At 66.5% G+C, this 16,008-nt stretch carries 17 protein-coding genes; 13 read left to right on the top strand and 4 right to left on the bottom strand.

Going from position 1 to position 16,008, the window contains the following annotated elements:
• Positions 1–8 precede the first annotated feature (8 nt).
• Both ACNR9O_RS19450 and ACNR9O_RS19445 read left to right on the top strand, forming a co-directional pair.
• Complete coding sequence (locus ACNR9O_RS19450; protein ID WP_473685724.1) at positions 9–728, top strand: type III secretion HpaP family protein; 720 nt, start codon at positions 9–11, stop codon at positions 726–728.
• A gap of 3 nt (positions 729–731) precedes the next feature.
• Positions 732–2,147: a LysM peptidoglycan-binding domain-containing protein gene (locus ACNR9O_RS19445; protein WP_473685726.1), complete on the top strand. Its 1,416-nt coding sequence runs from the start codon at positions 732–734 to the stop codon at positions 2,145–2,147.
• Positions 2,148–2,210: 63 nt separating this feature from the next.
• Here the strand turns inward: ACNR9O_RS19445 and ACNR9O_RS19440 are convergent, their stop codons facing one another.
• From ACNR9O_RS19440 to ACNR9O_RS19430, 3 genes are all read right to left on the bottom strand, one after another.
• Positions 2,211–3,341 carry a DUF1521 domain-containing protein gene (locus ACNR9O_RS19440; protein WP_473685728.1) on the bottom strand — a complete coding sequence of 377 codons (1,131 nt, stop codon included), beginning with the start codon at positions 3,339–3,341 and terminating at the stop codon, positions 2,211–2,213.
• Between the two features lie 130 nt (positions 3,342–3,471).
• The gene (locus ACNR9O_RS19435; RefSeq protein WP_473685730.1) at positions 3,472–4,227 is read right to left on the bottom strand and encodes an ankyrin repeat domain-containing protein; all 756 of its coding nucleotides are present in this window, start codon (positions 4,225–4,227) and stop codon (positions 3,472–3,474) included.
• A gap of 114 nt (positions 4,228–4,341) precedes the next feature.
• Complete coding sequence (locus ACNR9O_RS19430) at positions 4,342–5,325, bottom strand: Tle-like phospholipase domain-containing protein (RefSeq protein ID WP_473685732.1); 984 nt, start codon at positions 5,323–5,325, stop codon at positions 4,342–4,344.
• A 234-nt stretch (positions 5,326–5,559) separates the two neighbouring features.
• Between ACNR9O_RS19430 and ACNR9O_RS19425 the strand changes: the two genes are divergently transcribed.
• Positions 5,560–7,350, top strand: coding sequence for a LysM peptidoglycan-binding domain-containing protein (locus tag ACNR9O_RS19425; RefSeq protein WP_473685734.1), 1,791 nt, complete (start codon positions 5,560–5,562; stop codon positions 7,348–7,350).
• 75 nt (positions 7,351–7,425) lie between these two features.
• Here the strand turns inward: ACNR9O_RS19425 and ACNR9O_RS19420 are convergent, their stop codons facing one another.
• On the bottom strand, positions 7,426–7,845 hold the full coding sequence (locus ACNR9O_RS19420; protein WP_473685736.1) for a hypothetical protein: 420 nt from the start codon (positions 7,843–7,845) through the stop codon (positions 7,426–7,428).
• Between the two features lie 131 nt (positions 7,846–7,976).
• Here ACNR9O_RS19420 and queD point away from each other — a divergent pair, with 131 nt between their 5' ends.
• The 10 genes from queD (at position 7,977) to atpD (ending at position 16,001) form a co-directional block, all read left to right on the top strand.
• Positions 7,977–8,339, top strand: coding sequence for a 6-carboxytetrahydropterin synthase QueD (gene queD / locus ACNR9O_RS19415; RefSeq protein WP_473685738.1), 363 nt, complete (start codon positions 7,977–7,979; stop codon positions 8,337–8,339).
• 153 nt (positions 8,340–8,492) lie between these two features.
• On the top strand, positions 8,493–8,885 hold the full coding sequence (locus ACNR9O_RS19410; protein WP_473685740.1) for a phasin family protein: 393 nt from the start codon (positions 8,493–8,495) through the stop codon (positions 8,883–8,885).
• Positions 8,886–9,147: 262 nt separating this feature from the next.
• Positions 9,148–9,513, top strand: coding sequence for a hypothetical protein (locus tag ACNR9O_RS19405; RefSeq protein ID WP_473685742.1), 366 nt, complete (start codon positions 9,148–9,150; stop codon positions 9,511–9,513).
• Positions 9,514–9,516: 3 nt separating this feature from the next.
• Entirely contained in the window at positions 9,517–10,350 is an 834-nt protein-coding gene (atpB, locus tag ACNR9O_RS19400; RefSeq protein ID WP_473685744.1) for a F0F1 ATP synthase subunit A, read from the top strand.
• A gap of 76 nt (positions 10,351–10,426) precedes the next feature.
• Positions 10,427–10,714 carry a F0F1 ATP synthase subunit C gene (gene atpE / locus ACNR9O_RS19395; protein WP_473685746.1) on the top strand — a complete coding sequence of 96 codons (288 nt, stop codon included), beginning with the start codon at positions 10,427–10,429 and terminating at the stop codon, positions 10,712–10,714.
• Between the two features lie 91 nt (positions 10,715–10,805).
• Complete coding sequence (locus tag ACNR9O_RS19390; protein ID WP_473685748.1) at positions 10,806–11,276, top strand: F0F1 ATP synthase subunit B; 471 nt, start codon at positions 10,806–10,808, stop codon at positions 11,274–11,276.
• Between the two features lie 3 nt (positions 11,277–11,279).
• Positions 11,280–11,813 (top strand): F0F1 ATP synthase subunit delta, encoded by a 534-nt coding sequence (locus ACNR9O_RS19385; RefSeq protein ID WP_473685750.1) that lies wholly within the window; start codon positions 11,280–11,282, stop codon positions 11,811–11,813.
• A 91-nt stretch (positions 11,814–11,904) separates the two neighbouring features.
• Positions 11,905–13,455 carry a F0F1 ATP synthase subunit alpha gene (gene atpA, locus ACNR9O_RS19380; RefSeq protein ID WP_473685752.1) on the top strand — a complete coding sequence of 517 codons (1,551 nt, stop codon included), beginning with the start codon at positions 11,905–11,907 and terminating at the stop codon, positions 13,453–13,455.
• 68 nt (positions 13,456–13,523) lie between these two features.
• Positions 13,524–14,441 (top strand): F0F1 ATP synthase subunit gamma, encoded by a 918-nt coding sequence (gene atpG, locus ACNR9O_RS19375; protein WP_473685754.1) that lies wholly within the window; start codon positions 13,524–13,526, stop codon positions 14,439–14,441.
• A gap of 126 nt (positions 14,442–14,567) precedes the next feature.
• Positions 14,568–16,001 (top strand): F0F1 ATP synthase subunit beta, encoded by a 1,434-nt coding sequence (gene atpD, locus ACNR9O_RS19370; protein WP_473685756.1) that lies wholly within the window; start codon positions 14,568–14,570, stop codon positions 15,999–16,001.
• The last annotated feature ends 7 nt before the right edge of the window (positions 16,002–16,008 follow it).

Genomic DNA, 16,008 nt, shown 5'->3' with positions numbered 1-16,008 from the left:
GGGTCATCATGCGCAACGATTCGGTTCATTCGCGCGAAACGCCGCCCATCCATCATGCGCGTCCCCGCGACGCGAGCGGCAAGCAGGAGCCGGCTCGCGGTCGCGAGGAAGTACAGCGTTTCCGCAAGCTGATGGACGGCCCCGGCAAGGATCAGGGGCAGGAAGCCGCGGCCGGGACATCCGGTGGACAGCGTGGCTTGTCCGTGAGCGAGCAGGAACAGGCATTGCGCGAATTGCTGCAGCGGCAGCTCGACGCTGCCGCCGAGCACGCGCCGGGCGTGCCGGCGCGTGGCGACGAACGCGACGGTCAGGACTCGTCGTCCGACGGCGGTTCTTCCGGCGACCAGTCCCTGCCGACCGCCGGCGCACAGGCCTGGCACCAGGCGCAGCAGATCGTGATGCACGGGGCCGAACAGCCGGCGCCCGCGGCGCAGGCCGCGCTCGCGCCGGCTCTGGCCGAACTGATCGAGCGGCACGTCAAGCAGCTGCTGGTGCCGGACGCGCGCAGTTCGGCGCAGTCGCGCGAGATCATGATCACGCTCAAGGATGGCGTGCTGCCCGGCGCGGAATTGTGGCTGAGCCGCACCGACAAGGGCTGGAAGCTGCGCGTCGATACGCATACGCCGGAGACTTACCGGCAGTTGCTGGAAGGCGCGCCGCAGCTGGTCGAGCGTTTTGCCGACAAGCATCTGGGCGAGCTGGAAATCGATCCGGTCTGGCACGGGTGACGCATGGGCATCGGCAGCATTCTCAAGCATGACCCGGTCATCCAGCTGCTCAGTGGTGGCGGGCATGGCGCGCAGGGCAACGGACATGTGCAGCTGAGCTTTCCGATGTCGCCCGGCGATACGGTGGGCACCATCGCCGACAAGCTCGGCTTGCCGCTCGACAGCCTGCTGCAAGCCAATCCCGGCATGAATGCCAATACGCCGCTGACCGCCGGCCTCACCGTGCAGTTGCCGATCTCCAATCTCGGCGACCTGCGCGGCAACGGTCTTGGCGATCACGGCAACGGCAACAACAACGTCAACAACAACGGACAGGGCAACAACAACGTCCCGCCTGGGCAGCGAGAACTGCCGTTGCCGCCGGATCTGCCCGATGCGGTGCGCGGCACCGCGCGACTGGAGTCGTTGCAACTGGGCTTGACGGTGTCGATCGGGACCTTGGGTGCCAATGCGCAATCGATCCCGTTGATCGCCGCCGGCGCACTCAACAGCGCCGATGCCGCGCTGATGGCCGGCCGCGGTCAGGCGCTGAACGGCTCGGCCTGGCCGGCGGGCACGGCACCGGGCAGCGCGCCGGTGAACTACGTACCCGCAGCGGATCGGGGCGGCACGGTCGCTACCGGCATGCCGGCATCCGCGCTGGGCGCGGCGCGTGCCGATGGTGTCGTGTTGAGCTTCGCGCAGGCCGTCGGCGTGATGGCGCAGGCGGCAATGAACGACCAGCGTGGTTCCGAGTCGATCCCGCCTCCGCCGCCGATGCCGTGGCTGGACGGCACGCGACCCAATCTTGCCGGCACGCCGATGGTGTGGCCGGCTGGTGCGCTGGCGCCGTCCGCGCAGCCCAGTTGGAGCGTGGCCGCGGCGGCGGTCGATGGCAACGAAGCGAAGCTGCAGATCATGGCCTTGCTGATGGCTCAGCTGGGCCAGTCCGCGGCCGGTGCCGCCGCGGGCGTTGGCGGTGTGCAGACGCCCGGCTTCGTCGATCCGCAGGCGGTGGCCGCGTACGCCGCCAGCATGCGTGCCGGCCGTACCGTCGATCTTGGCGCGGGCCGCACCCTGGAATTCACGCTGGCGCCCGACCGCATGCGCCGCGTCGGCGCGATCGGCGACGAGGAACGCACGCTCGGTGGCCGGCGCAGCGCCGATGCGGCGCTCAAGTCGGCGCGCGACAAGCGGCCCGAGACGGAGGAGTCGCAGGAAAGCCGCGATCGCCGCGACGAGCAGCGGCGCCGGCGCGCGGCCGAAGCGGCCATGCGTCGCCGCCGTCGCCAGCTCAGCGCGCGCTGCCGTCCCCGCCAGGGCCCACGCACGCCCTTGCGCGAGCCGGGTCGCGGGCGCTACCCCAAGGCGGTGGACTGGGCCGAGTTCCGCAGTCGCCAGCCGCCTCGCTATTTGTGGGAGGCGCCGGAACAGCGCTGATCGTCAAAAAAGGCGGCCCCGCGATGGGAGCCGCCGATGCCGGTGCGGGTCCGGCGAAACCGTTCAGACGTGTGAGAGGAAATCGCCGTCGATCGGCTGCGTCCAGCCGAACGGATCCAGGCGTACCCATTGCCGCGTGGCCACGTCTTCATAGACGCGGGTGCCGTCGTCCGTCGCCCAGTCCAGTTCGCGGCCAAGCACGCCCGACGTGGCGATGCTCAACGGTTGCCCGCTGTTCTGGTTGAGGTGATCGACCACCAGTGCCTGATCGCCCTGGGTGATGGTCAACTTGCTCGAATACAGCTCGCCGTTACCGGCCGGTACCGTGTTGATGGTGAGCTTCGTGCCGTCGTCCAGGCACAACGTGAGCGTGCCCTTGAAGGTGCCGATTCTCTTGCCGTCGTTGTCGAAATGCGGATCGCCCGAAATGCGCGTGGTCTCGCCATTGGCCTTGTTGATCAGCACGAACTGCGAGTCGCTCTGGTCGATGTCGAGCGTGTACTTGCCCAGATCGATATGCGCAAGCTTGCCGTCGGTGGACTGCACCTGCCACGGCTGCGCGGTGACGCCGCTGGCCTGTCCGCTGGCGAAACGGATGTAGTCGACGATGGCGTTGGCTTCGGCGCGATTGACGTGGCTGTCGGCCGTCGCGAACCCGATCATGCTGAGCACGAAGCGGCGGTCGCCGGGCGTGAAGCGCGACAGATCGGCGTCATTCAGCGCCTGCGCGATGCGCTGGGCCTGCGTGCCTTCGTCGGTGTGCATCAGCAGATTGGCCGCGCTGCCGAGAAAGGCGGCGTTGCGGAGGGTCTCCACGGCCTGGTGCACGAGGCGGCTGAACAAGTCGGCGAAGATGCCGCTGCCGGGATAGCTGCCGACCTGGTCGGTCGTCGGCATGCGTATCGGCGCGGTATGCATGCCCGCCGGCGTGAAGCTGCTGCCCGGCGTGGCGTAGCCGTGGATCAGGCTGACTAGCGCGTCGGCATCGGTGTGGCTGACGTAACCGTCGGCGCTGAGCGAGCCGGCGAGGTTGAGCAGCACGTTTCGTTCGCCGGAAGAGATCTCCTTGAGATCCGCGGAGCTCAGCGCGGCATGGACGCGCGCCGCGCCCAGCCCCGGTCCGGCACGGTCCAGTAGGTGTTCGAGATGGCTGCGAAAAAGCCCGGTGTTCCCTGCGTCGGCAATGGTCGTCATGTCCTTCCCCTTCGCGTGTGCGGTAAGTGGTGCGTGATCATGATCACGCCGCGCATGCACGCGGTATCTGGGAAAACCCTTGCCTGGGGAACGCCCTAGCTGGGGTCATTCCCAGGGTGCCGCGAAGCGGTCACTGCACGCCTTGTTCCACCTCGACGCCGTGCTGGCGCAGCCACTGGTGCACCTGCTCGTGTTCGGCGCGTGCCGTGGCATTGAGGCCGCCGGCGGGAAGGATGTTGAAGTAGGTCTGGAACGTGGCACCCTGATGGTTGCGCCGAACAGGATCGGCGCCGGCTTCGAGCAGGCGCTGCACGCAGTGCGTCTTGTGCACCTTGGCTGCGACGTGCAGCGGCGTATTGCCGAGGCGGTCGGCACGGTTGGGGTCGGCGTGGTGCGCCAGCAGCAGATCGAAGGCGTCGTCCTTGGGGTTCATCAGCGCGGCCGCCAGCGGCGGAGCCTGGGTGACGCCGTGCGGCGCGTTCGGATCGGCGCCGTGATCGAGCAGGCTGCGCAGATAGGCCGGGTCGTCCGCCATGGCCGCCAGATGCAGCGCGGTGGCGCCGCCGATGCCGGGGCGCGCGGGATCGGCACCGGCGCGCAGCAGCGCGTCCATGCCGCGCAGATCCTTGTGCAGCAAGGCCCACTCCAGCGGCGTCACGCCGCGTTGGCCTTGCGCATTGGGATCGGCGCCTTCCTTGATCAGTGTCGCGGTGCGCGCGGCATCGCCGCGCATCGCCGCGTCGACCAGCGCCACGACGCGCGGATCGGCGAATACCTTGCTTGCATCCGTGTCGTTCATCGCTTCGGTTCCCGCGGCGGGGCCGGCGAGCGCGAGGCCCGCCAGCAGGCACCAGGCGGCAGGCCTGGGACGTCGGATACGCATCATGCCGGGTTCTCCCGTATCGGCCCAGCGCCAGACGCCGCGCGAGGCGGCGTCGACGCAAACGAGTAAAGCATGCCGGGCGTCACGGTTTCATGGCGAAGCGCGCGGGTATTGCGATCAGGACGACCAGGGATGGTCCTTCTGCATCGCCGCGAGAACGGCGTCGTCCATGTGCAGGTCCACCGAATGTTTGGCCACATCCACGGCGTACTTCGCCTCGAGCACCTCGGCCTTGCCGGTGAGCCAGTCGTACCAGTGGATGTCCGGCTTGGCGACCGGATCGGGATCGTTGAGCGTGATCTTGTGGCCCACGGCGTCGGGCAGTGGCGTGTGTTCCTGCGTGGTGGTGAGGATTTCGCCGTTCACCGCGTAGCGCCGGATCAGGCCGTTCTCCGCCTGCTGCTTCAGCGCTGCCGGATCGCCCTCGGGCACCAGCCGGCGGATGGTCGCGTCGTTGAGGCCCGCAGCGTTGAAGGTAACGCCGGCCGAATCGGTAGCCAGCGAGGCGATGGAAGCGAGGCCGCCGCCCAGCGAATGGCCGGTAATCGCCAGGCTGTCGCCGAAGGCGGCTTTCGCCTCAGTGGCCAGCGCCACGGCCTGGTTGTATTGCGCGGCGGAGATACCCAGGCCCTGCTCGGCGTTGTTGAGCCAGTCCTTGATGTCGTTGGAGCCGGCGAAGGCCAGTACGCGGTCGCCGTTCTTGTCCTGGTAGATCGCCGCGCGGAAGCCGGTGCTCGGGTCTTCCAGCGAGGCGGGATCGATGCCCGCCTGCGTGAGCTGGTCGCCGGTCAGGCGGGTCCAGCCCTCGATGCCTTTGCTGTTGGGGTCGTAGACATCCTGCGCCATGCGCGCCAGTTGCAGATCGATCGCCTTCGCGTCGGTGCCGCGCACCTGCGCGTCGAAGCTCGGCGCCGCCGCGGGAGACGGATTGCCGAACATGGCGCGGGTGAGGCTGGCCAGCTGCGGATGGAGCGTGAGCTGCGGCTGCGAGACGTGGGCGTCCGGGTGCGCGAGGCCGGCGGCCGCGGCCTGCGTCGACGTACCTGGGCGATCTGCCGGCAGGGCCGCGCTGCTGCGATGGGATTGCAGTTCCAGGTACATCGCTTCCACCTCCCATGGTGACGTTCCGGACCATAGCCGCCGGGGCGTCACGCGCGTCAGCTAGGTCGGTCCCTAGCCTGGGGTTTTCCCCAGGTCGGTCGGCCGTATGGATGGCTATCTAGGGTTTCACCTAGCTCGGGAAAGCCCCAATGGGAGCGTGCGCTGTCACGGTGCTGCAATCCGGTCGCCGCTGCCCATCCGGGCCGCTTTCTTCCCATCGAGCCAGAGGCCACCATGACCGCAGTCAGCGCTGTGCGCTCCACTCCGACCCTCGCCGCGGAAGGCGACCGGCCGTCCAGCTACACCGTGCAGCACGGAGATTCGCTCTCCGGCATCGCGCAGCGCTTCGGCGTGTCGCTGGCAGCGCTGGAAGCGGCCAATCCGCAGATCAGCAATCCGAACCGGATCTATCCGGGCGACAGCATCCACCTGCCTGCGGGAGCGGGCGACGGCGGCGCACAGGCATCGGCGCCGACGTCGGCGGAAGGCGCGGCACCGGCCGCCGCCGGCAAGGGTGGCCCGGCATCCGGTTTCAGCATCAGCGACAACGGCGTCAAGATGATCGAAGGCTTCGAGGGCTACAGCGCCACGGCCTATCCGGATCCTGGCACCGGCGGCGCGCCTTGGACCATCGGCTACGGCCACACCGGCGGTGTGCAGCCGGGCCAGACCATCACCCATGAGCAGGCCGAGCAATACCTCAAGGAAGACCTCTCCTGGGCGCAGGACGCCGTGCGCCGCAACGTGCACGTGCCGATCAACCAGAACCAGTTCGATGCGCTGGTGAGCCTCACCTACAACCTTGGCGCCAATGGCTATCCGGGTCTGCTGGCCAAGCTCAACGCCGGCGACTACAAGGGTGCGCAGGCGATGTTCGGTCAGTACGTGCATGCCGGCGGCCACGTGTTGCAGGGGTTGGTGAATCGTCGCGCGAAGGAGGCCGAACTGTTCGGCAGCGATGCGCCGGGTGGCACGCCGTCGGCGCCGCCACCGTCGCCGCCGCCGTCCGGCGGTTCCCATGGGGGCAACTACACCGTGCAGCCGGGCGACACGATGTCGGGGATCGCGTCGCGGCAGGGCGTGTCGCTGAAGGCGCTGGAAGCGGCCAATCCGCAGATCCGCGACTTCAACCACATCTATCCGGGCCAGGTGATCCATCTGCCGGACGGCCAGGGTGGCAAGGCGGCTGCGGGTGGCGATTACACGGTGCGTTCGGGCGACACCATGTCGGGCATCGCATCCAGCCATGGGGTGTCATTGTCCGCGTTGCTGGCGGCCAATCCGCAGATCGGCAATCCGAATCGCATCTATCCGGGGCAGGTGGTACATGTGCCGGGCGGTTCCGGTGGCGGGCAGACCTCGGCGCCGGCGAGCCACGATTACACCGTGCGCTCCGGCGACACGCTCGGCGCGATCGCTACGCGTCATGGCGTGTCCCTCGCGGCGCTGGAGCAGGCCAATCCGCAGATCAGCAATCCGAACCGCATCTATCCGGGCCAGGTGATCCACATCCCCGGCGCCGGAAGCACGGGCGGCACGCAGGGGACCGGCGGCGTGCAGGGGCCGAGCGGCAGCAGTGGCGCCAGCGGCAGCAAGGTGGTGGATATCGCCAAGCAGTTCCTCGGCCGCAATGCATCGGAACTCAAGCGCAGCGGCGCGCTGCCCATGAACCCGAACGTGCCGTCGGACGTGTGCTGCGCGAATTTCGTTTCGGCCGTGCTGCAGAAGGCGGGCGTGCTCAACGCGCATACCGATCTGGTTTCGGGCTCGAGCCGCGACGGGCGCGGCGCGCCCGGCTCGATCGGACGCATCCTCAAGGACCATGGCTGGAAGGTCGTGGACGCGGCGCACGCCAAGCCGGGCGACGTGTGCATTCTCAACAACGGCGGGCATGTCGAGCTGGTCGCGAGCAATCAGAACGGCAACATCCAGCTGATCGGTTCGAACAACACCAACGCCGACGGCACGCAGAAAGTGGGTTATGGCCATCCCTATGGTGGCGCGTGGTATCTCACGCCGGCGTAATCGGGGACGCGCAGGGATGCGTGAAGGGCGGCCAGGAGGCCGCCCTTCGTTTTTGCGGAGAACCTGATGCCCGGATCAGTGGCCGATGAGCGCCGCCGGCGCTCCGGCCTCCTGGGCCCAGTTGGCCCAGGCCACGTCGGTGGGGCCGATCGCCTCGGTCTTCACTGTCCAGTGGCCGGCCTTGCGTTGCAGCAGAGCGGCGTAGATGTGCGACATGCCGCCTTGGGCAGCTGCTTCGGCGAACTCGGTGCCGGTGAAGTCGAGCGGCCGGCCGCCGGCGCCTTGCATGTGCGCCTGCAGGAAAGCCCAATCGCCGGATTGGCTCAGCCGGTCCACCACGAACAGCACCGGTTGATGCAAGCGCTGCTCCAGTGGAGCGCGAGCCGCGTCCAGCAGGGCTTTGCGTTCCGGGCTGCCGGCGGTGGGCGTCTGGATGGACTGGGCAGTGGCATTCATGGCGGTCAGGCTCAGCAGGAGTAGGGCGGGAAGGCGCATGGCTAAGGCTCGTTGCCGGGCGCCAGGGGCAGGCGTCGTAGCGAGTATGCCGCCGCACCGGCTTCGTCGGACCTGGGGTTTTCCCCAGCGGTGCCGGGCGCCGGTAACGGGCCGGGCGCTAGAATGCGTGGATGCGTATCTTCAAGCTCTTCCATCTGGAGGCGGCCCACCGGTTGCCCAACGTGCCGCCAGGGCACAAGTGCGCCCGGTTGCACGGGCACTCCTTCCGCATCGAGATCCACGTCGCCGGCGAGCCCGATCCCGCGCTCGGCTGGGTGATGGATTTCGCTGATCTCAAGACGGCGTTCGCCCCGCTGTACGACCAGCTCGATCATCACTATCTCAACGACATCGAAGGCCTGGAGAATCCGACCAGCGAGAACCTGGCGCGATGGATCTTCCAGCGCCTGGCGCCGCGTCTGCCGGGCTTGGACCAGGTCGTGGTGCATGAGACCTGCACATCGGGAGCGAGTTGTAGCCGTGACAGTTTTTGACGCGTCGCGGCATTTCGTTGTTTCGTCATAAACAACTGTTTCATGTGAAATTTTCTTGACATCAATCCGTCTTCACAAAAAATATATTGCACTGCACCAAATGACTTGCTAGGCTTGCTTCACTACCCCTATTCCCGCCGAGGGAGCCAAGCCATGACCCAGCAACTGAATGTCCAGGTGTTCGCCTACGCCAAGCAGCTGACCGACAACGCCTTCAAGGCTCAGTCGGTGGCCCTGAAGGGCCTGGAGAAGATCGCCGAGCTGCAGATCCAGGCGCTTGAGAAGCAGTCCCAGGTGGCTTCCGACTTCATCGCCGATGCGCTGGAGACCCGCGACGCTGAAGGCCTGCGTACCCTGTGGGAGAAGGGCGCCGCCCTCAGCCGCGAGAACGCCGAGCGCGCCGTGGCCGTGACCCAGGAAATCATCGCCGTCACCCAGAAGACCGCCGAGTCGCTGACCGCGCTGGCGCAGGAGCAGCAGCAGGCCGCCAACGATGCCGTGGCCGCTCCGGTTGCCGCGGCGAAGAAAGTGGCCGCCGCCAAGTAAGCGTCCCGGCGTCGCCCTTCCGCGGCGACGTACTTAAGGCCGGACTGGTCGCCAGTCCGGCCTTTTTCATGTGCGCCGGCATGGACGCTTTGCACACATCCGCGTGGGCAAAGTGGCGGGCGGCGCGGCGCGGGGACGGGGCAGCTTGCCGCAGCGACGCGGCTTGTCCGTCTAAATACCCCGCTGATATACTTTTTAAGATTGGACCGTGGCCCGCAGCTGGATCGGTGCCGCCTAGTGCGAAGCCGCGCGGGGACTTCACGTGCTCAACAGTCTTGCCTCCGGACGTCGTCTCGCGCTGCGCATCGTGATGCTGCAGCTGGGCATGGCGGCGATCGTTGGCCTCGCCTTCCTGACGCAGGGCATTCGCGACGCGATCGCGGGCGCTGCGGGCGCCGCGATCGTGGCGCTGGGTACCGCGCTGCTGGCGGCGCGTACCTTCGCGGGAATCGGCGGGGGCGGCACGACCATGGGCCGGATGGTGTCAGGCATGGTCCTGAAATGGATCGCGATCGCTGGAGGGCTGATCGTGATCATGGGTCAATTCAAACTGCCGCCACTGGCCGCTATCACGGGGCTGGTGGCTGCGTACGCAATAAATCTGCTGGCGTTCCGATTCAAGGGCTGAGACATGGCAAGCGAGCCTCAGGGCGGTTTAACCGAATACATCCAGCACCATCTCCACCACAACGTGGTGAGCTTTGGTGATGGCGCCTTCATGAAGCTGCACCTGGACTCCATCGTCGTGGCCTTCGCGCTCGGCGCGCTGTTCTGCCTGTGGTTCTGGCTGAAGGCGCGCAAGGCGACCTCGGGCGTGCCGTCCAAGGGCCAGGCGTTGGTGGAGCTGATCGTCGAGTTCGTCGACACCCAGGTCAAAGACACCTTCCACGGCGACCGCCGCACGGTGACGCCGCTGGCCCTGTCGATCTTCATGTGGGTGACTTTCCTCAACGCGATGGACCTGCTGCCGCTGGACGCGCCGAGCTTCGCCGTCACCGCGGCGGCGGGCGCCGAGACCGCGCACCACACCTATTTCCGCTGGGTGCCCACCGCCGACATCAACACCACCGTGGGCCTGGCCCTGTGCGTGTTCTTCATCGTGCTGGGTCATGGGATCAAGGCCAAGGGCGGCTTCGGCTTCGGCAAGGAGCTGCTGACGGCGCCGTTCCATGCGCACAACCCGGTCGTGGTGGCGGTGCTGGTGCCGTTCAATTTCCTGCTCAACGTCGTGGAATACCTGTCTAAGCCGGTGTCGCTCGCGATGCGACTCTTCGGCAACATGTATGGCGGCGAGCTGGTGTTCATGCTGATCGCCGGCCTGTTCGCGGGCTGGATCAGCTTCCTGCCGGGTGTGCTGTTCAACACCGCATGGGCGATCTTCCACATCCTGATCATCCTGCTGCAGGCATTCATCTTCATGATGCTGACCATCGTCTACATCGCGACGGCGCGTGAGCATCACTGAGTCTCAGGTTCCATCCGGTTTCGCTTTAATCCGCTTCGCTTTAACCAACCTTTAGAAGATTCACAGGAGAACACCCATGAACCTCGCCGAACTCATTTCCCATGTGCAGGGCCTGACCGCGATCGCCATCGGCGTCATCATCGGTCTGGGCGCCCTGGGCGCTTGCCTGGGCATCGCCATCATGGGTTCGAAGTTCCTCGAGTCCGCTGCCCGTCAGCCGGAACTGGTTCCGCTGCTGCAGGGCCGTATGTTCCTGCTCGCCGGCCTGATCGACGCGGCGTTCATCATCGGCCTGGCCGTGGCGCTGCTGTTCGCGTTCTCGAACCCGCTGACCGCGCAGGTCATCTCCAACTTCGGCCACTAATTCTTTAGTTGCCGGCGCGACAAGTCGCCGCGGCTCTCAGGCCGCGGCGAATCGGCGGTCCCACGCGTTACCGGAGTTATTTGGAAAGCTCATGAATATCAATCTGACTTTCCTGGGCCAGATGGTTTCTTTCGCCATCCTGGTCTGGTTCACCACCAAGTTCATCTGGCCGCAGCTCAATGCGGCGATCGAAGAACGCCAGAAGAAGGTTGCCGACGGCCTGGCCGCCGCCGAGAAGGCGCGCGCCGAGCTGAAGGACGCCGACGCCAAGGTCGCCATCGAGATCAAGCAGGCTCGCCAGCAGGCGGCCGAGATCATCGAGCGCGCTCAGCAGCAGGCCAACCAGATCGTGGACAAGGCCCGCGAAGACGCCGTGGCCGAGACCGCGCGCCTGAAGGCCGTCGCCGCCGAGGAAGTGGCCAGCATGCAGCAGCGCGCTCGCGAAGAGCTGCGCGGCTGGGTCGGCCGTCTCGCCGTGCAGGGTGCGGAGAAGATCGTCCAGCGCGAAATCGATGCTTCGGCCCACAAGGCCGCGCTCGATCAGCTCGTCGCTGAGATCTGAGCCATGACGCAGGCAATCACTCTCGCCCGTCCGTACGCCCGCGCCGCTTTCGAGCTGGCGCGCGCGTCCGACGCGCTGCCGGCGTGGTCGCAGTCGCTCGCCTTCGCCGCTGCGGTGGCGAAGGATTCGCGCGTCGCGTCGCTCGGCAACGATCCGCGCGTGCTGGCCTCCCAGCTGGTCGCGCTGCACCTGCCGCAGAGCATGGATGACGCGGCGCCGTTCGCGAAGTTCCTGGCCGAGCTGGCCGAGCACCGCCGCATGGCGCTGCTGCCGGAAGTGGCTGACCTGTTCGAGCAGTACAAGCGTGAGGCCGAGTCGCAGCTGCTGGTCAAGGTGACCAGTGCGATGGCGCTCGACGCCGCGCAGACCGAGCAGCTGAAGGCTTCGCTCAAGCGCCGCTTCAAGCGCGACATCGAGCTGGAGACTCAGGTCGATCCGTCGCTGCTCGGTGGCGTGGTGATCGATACCGGCAGCGAAGTGATCGACGGCTCCGTACGCGGCCGCCTGGCGCGCCTTTCCGGTGCGCTGACGGCCTGAGTACGCGCAGAGCCAGCCCGGCCGGCCCGCGCCAGCGCGGAACGGACCGGACCTCGACAAGCGAATTCAAAAAAATCCCAGGATAACGACCATGTCCAGCACCACCTTGAACCCGTCCGAGATCAGCGAGCTGATCAAGACCCGCATCGAGCAGTTCAAGCTCGGCGCGGAAGCCCGCAACGAGGGCACGATCATCAGCGTGTCCGACGGCATCGTGCGCATCCACGGCCTGGCCGATGTGATGCAGGGCGAAATGATCGAGCTGCCGGGCAACTCGTTCGCGCTCGCGCTGAACCTCGAGCGCGACTCGGTCGGCGCGGTGGTGCTCGGCGAGTACCAGCACCTGCGCGAAGGCGATACCGCCAAGACCACCGGCCGCATCCTCGAAGTACCGGTCGGTCCGGAGCTGCTGGGCCGCGTGGTGGATTCGCTGGGCAACCCGATTGACGGCAAGGGCCCGCTCAACGCCAAGCTCTCCTCGCCGATCGAGAAGGTCGCGCCGGGCGTGGTGTGGCGCAAGTCGGTCGACCAGCCGGTGCAGACCGGCTACAAGTCGGTCGACTCGATGATTCCGATCGGCCGCGGCCAGCGTGAGCTGATCATCGGCGACCGTCAGACCGGCAAGACCGCGCTGGCCATCGACGCGATCATCAACCAGAAAGACTCCGGCATTAAGTGCATCTACGTGGCCATCGGCCAGAAGCGCTCGTCGATCGCGAACGTGGTGCGCAAGCTCGAAGAGAACGGCGCGCTGGCCAACACCATCGTGGTGGTCGCCTCGGCCTCCGAGTCGGCCGCGCTGCAGTACATCGCGCCGTACTCCGGCTGCGCCATGGGCGAGTACTTCCGCGACCGCGGCCAAGACGCGCTGATCATCTATGACGACTTGTCCAAGCAGGCCGTGGCCTATCGCCAGATCTCGCTGCTGCTGAAGCGCCCGCCGGGCCGCGAAGCGTACCCGGGCGACGTGTTCTATCTGCACTCGCGCCTGCTCGAGCGCGCCGCCCGCGTCTCCGAGGAATACGTCGAGAAGTTCACCAACGGCGAAGTGAAGGGCAAGACCGGCTCGCTGACCGCGCTGCCGATCATCGAGACCCAGGCCGGTGACGTGTCCGCGTTCGTGCCGACCAATGTGATCTCGATCACCGACGGCCAGATCTTCCTCGAGACCGACCTGTTCAACGCCGGTATCCGTCCGGCCGTGAACGCCGGTATCTCGGTGTCGCGCGTGGGTGGTTCGGCGCAGACCAAGATCGTCAAGAAGCTGTCCGGCGGCGTGAAGCTGGCCCTGGCGCAGTTCCGCGAGCTGGCCGCGTTCGCGCAGTTCGCTTCGGACCTCGATCCGGCCACCCGCGCCCAGCTGGACCGCGGCCAGCGCGTGACCGAGCTGATGAAGCAGAAGCAGTACGCTCCGCTGTCGATCGCCGAGCTCGCGCTGTCGGTGTATGCCGCGGAGAAGGGCTACCTGGACGACCTGGCGGTCGACAAGGTGCTGCCGTTCGAGAAGGGCATGCATGCGTTCTTCCACCAGAACCACGGCGAGCTGATGAAGAAGATCGTCGCCACCGGCGACTGGAATAACGACATCGAGGCCACCTTCAAGTCCGGCCTGGACGAGTACAAGAAGACCGGTAGCTGGTAAGCAGGGCACGGGAACGGCACGCCGTTCCCGTCCCCCGTACCCGAGCGAGCACAGCGAGCGAGAAAGAGATGGCAGGCGGACGCGAAATCAAATCCAAGATCAAGAGCACGCAGAACATGCGCAAGGTGACGCGCGCGCTCGAAATGGTCTCGGCCTCGAAGATCCGCAAGGCGCAGGATCTGATGAAGGCGTCGCGCCCCTACGCGCGCCAGATGCGCAAGGTGATCGCGCACGTCGCGCAGGCCAGCACCGACTTCAGCCACCCGTTCCTGGTGCAGCGCGAGAAGGTCGCGCGCGTCGCATACTTGGTGGTTTCCACCGATCGTGGCCTGTGCGGCGGCCTGAACTCCAACCTGTTCCGCCGTCTGCTGCCGGCCATCCGCGACTGGCAGGAGAAGGGTGTCGAAGTCGACATCGTCGCCGTAGGCCAGAAGGCGACCCAGTTCTTCCGCCGCATCAAGGGCGTGAACCTGGTGGGCAGCGTGACCCATCTGGGCGAGAAGCCGAAGGTCGAGCAACTGGTCGGCGTCATCAAGGTCGTGCTGGACGCGTACATCGCGGGCAAGCTCGATCGCGTGTTCCTGGCCTACAACGACTTCGTCAACACCATGACGCAGAAGCCGATGATGGATGCGCTGCTGCCGCTGCCGCTGGTGGCCGCGGAGCTGGAAGCGCACCAGGCGGCGGGTGAGTCGGCCTACGCGGGCATCAAGCTCGAGCAGGCGCACGACTGGGATTACATCTACGAACCGGACGCCGCCACCGTGCTGGAGCACGTGCTGGGCCGCTACGTCGAGTCGGTGGTGTACCAGGGTGTGCTGGAGAATCTCGCCAGCGAGCACGCGGCCCGCATGGTCGCCATGAAGGCGGCGTCGGACAACGCGAGCAAGGTCATCGGCGAACTGACGCTGGTCTACAACAAGGCGCGTCAGGCGGCGATTACCCAGGAAATCTCGGAGATCGTCGGCGGTGCCGCGGCGGTATGAGTGCGATCATCCATGATCGCTAAGATCAAATGGGCGGCCATTCATCGCCGCACTCTTCACTAAAACCACGCGACCAGAACGGGCGCGGTGAAACCAGACATTCAAAGATCCATCCGGAGCATTTCCATGAGCCAGGGTAAAGTTGTACAGATCATCGGCGCGGTCATCGACGTCGAGTTCGCACGCGATCAGGTGCCGCAGGTTTACGACGCGCTGAAGATCGACGGCACCGACATCACGCTGGAAGTCCAGCAGGTGCTGGGTGACGGCGTGGTGCGCACCATCGCCCTGGGTTCCACCGACGGCCTGAAGCGCGGCCTCGTGGCGCGCAACACTGGCGAAGGCATCAAGGTGCCGGTCGGCAAGGCCACGTTGGGCCGCATCATGGACGTGCTGGGCAACCCGATCGACGAAGTCGGTCCGATCGAAGCCCAGGACCATTGGGTCATCCACCGCGAAGCCCCCAGCTATGACGAGCAGGCGCTCGCCAACGAGCTGCTGGAAACCGGCATCAAGGTGATCGACCTGGTGTGCCCGTTCGCCAAGGGCGGCAAAGTCGGCCTGTTCGGCGGCGCTGGCGTGGGCAAGACGGTGAACATGCTCGAGCTGATCAACAACATCGCGACCCAGCACTCGGGTCTGTCGGTGTTCGCCGGTGTGGGTGAGCGTACCCGCGAAGGCAACGACTTCTACCATGAGATGCAGGACGCCAACGTCGTGCGCCTGGACAACCTGCCCGAGTCCAAGGTGGCGATGGTCTACGGCCAGATGAACGAGCCGCCGGGCAACCGTCTGCGCGTGGCGCTGACCGGCCTGACCATGGCCGAGTACTTCCGCGACGAGAAGGACGAGCACGGCAAGGGCCGCGACGTGCTGTTCTTCGTGGACAACATCTATCGCTACACCCTGGCCGGTACCGAGGTGTCAGCGCTGCTGGGCCGCATGCCGTCGGCGGTGGGCTACCAGCCGACCCTGGCCGAGGAAATGGGCGTGCTGCAGGAGCGCATCACCTCGACCAAGACCGGTTCGATCACCTCGATCCAGGCCGTGTACGTGCCCGCGGACGACCTGACCGATCCGTCGCCGGCCACCACCTTCGCGCACCTGGATTCGACCGTCACGCTGTCGCGTAACATCGCGTCGCTGGGCATCTACCCGGCCGTGGATCCGCTGGATTCCACCAGCCGCCAGCTCGACCCGAACGTGGTCGGCGCGGAGCATTACGAAGTGGCTCGCCGCGTGCAGGGCATGCTGCAGCGCTACAAGGAACTGAAGGACATCATCGCGATCCTCGGCATGGACGAGCTGTCCGAAGAGGACAAGCAGGTGGTGTACCGCGCCCGCAAGTGCGAGCGCTTCTTCTCGCAGCCCTTCCACGTGGCCGAAGTGTTCACCGGCGCTCCGGGCAAGTACGTGACGCTGAAGGAGACCATCCGCGGCTTCAAGATGATCGTGGACGGCGAGGTCGACCACATCCCGGAGCAGGCGTTCTACATGGTCGGTGGCATTGACGAGGCCATCAAGAAGGCCGAGGACATGGCTGCGAAGAAGGCGGCCTGAGGACAGG

The organism is Dyella sp. CR10, from assembly GCF_055814425.1.
The sequence above is the reverse complement of the archived record's forward strand: the minus strand, read 5'-3'. Positions and strand labels throughout refer to the sequence as shown.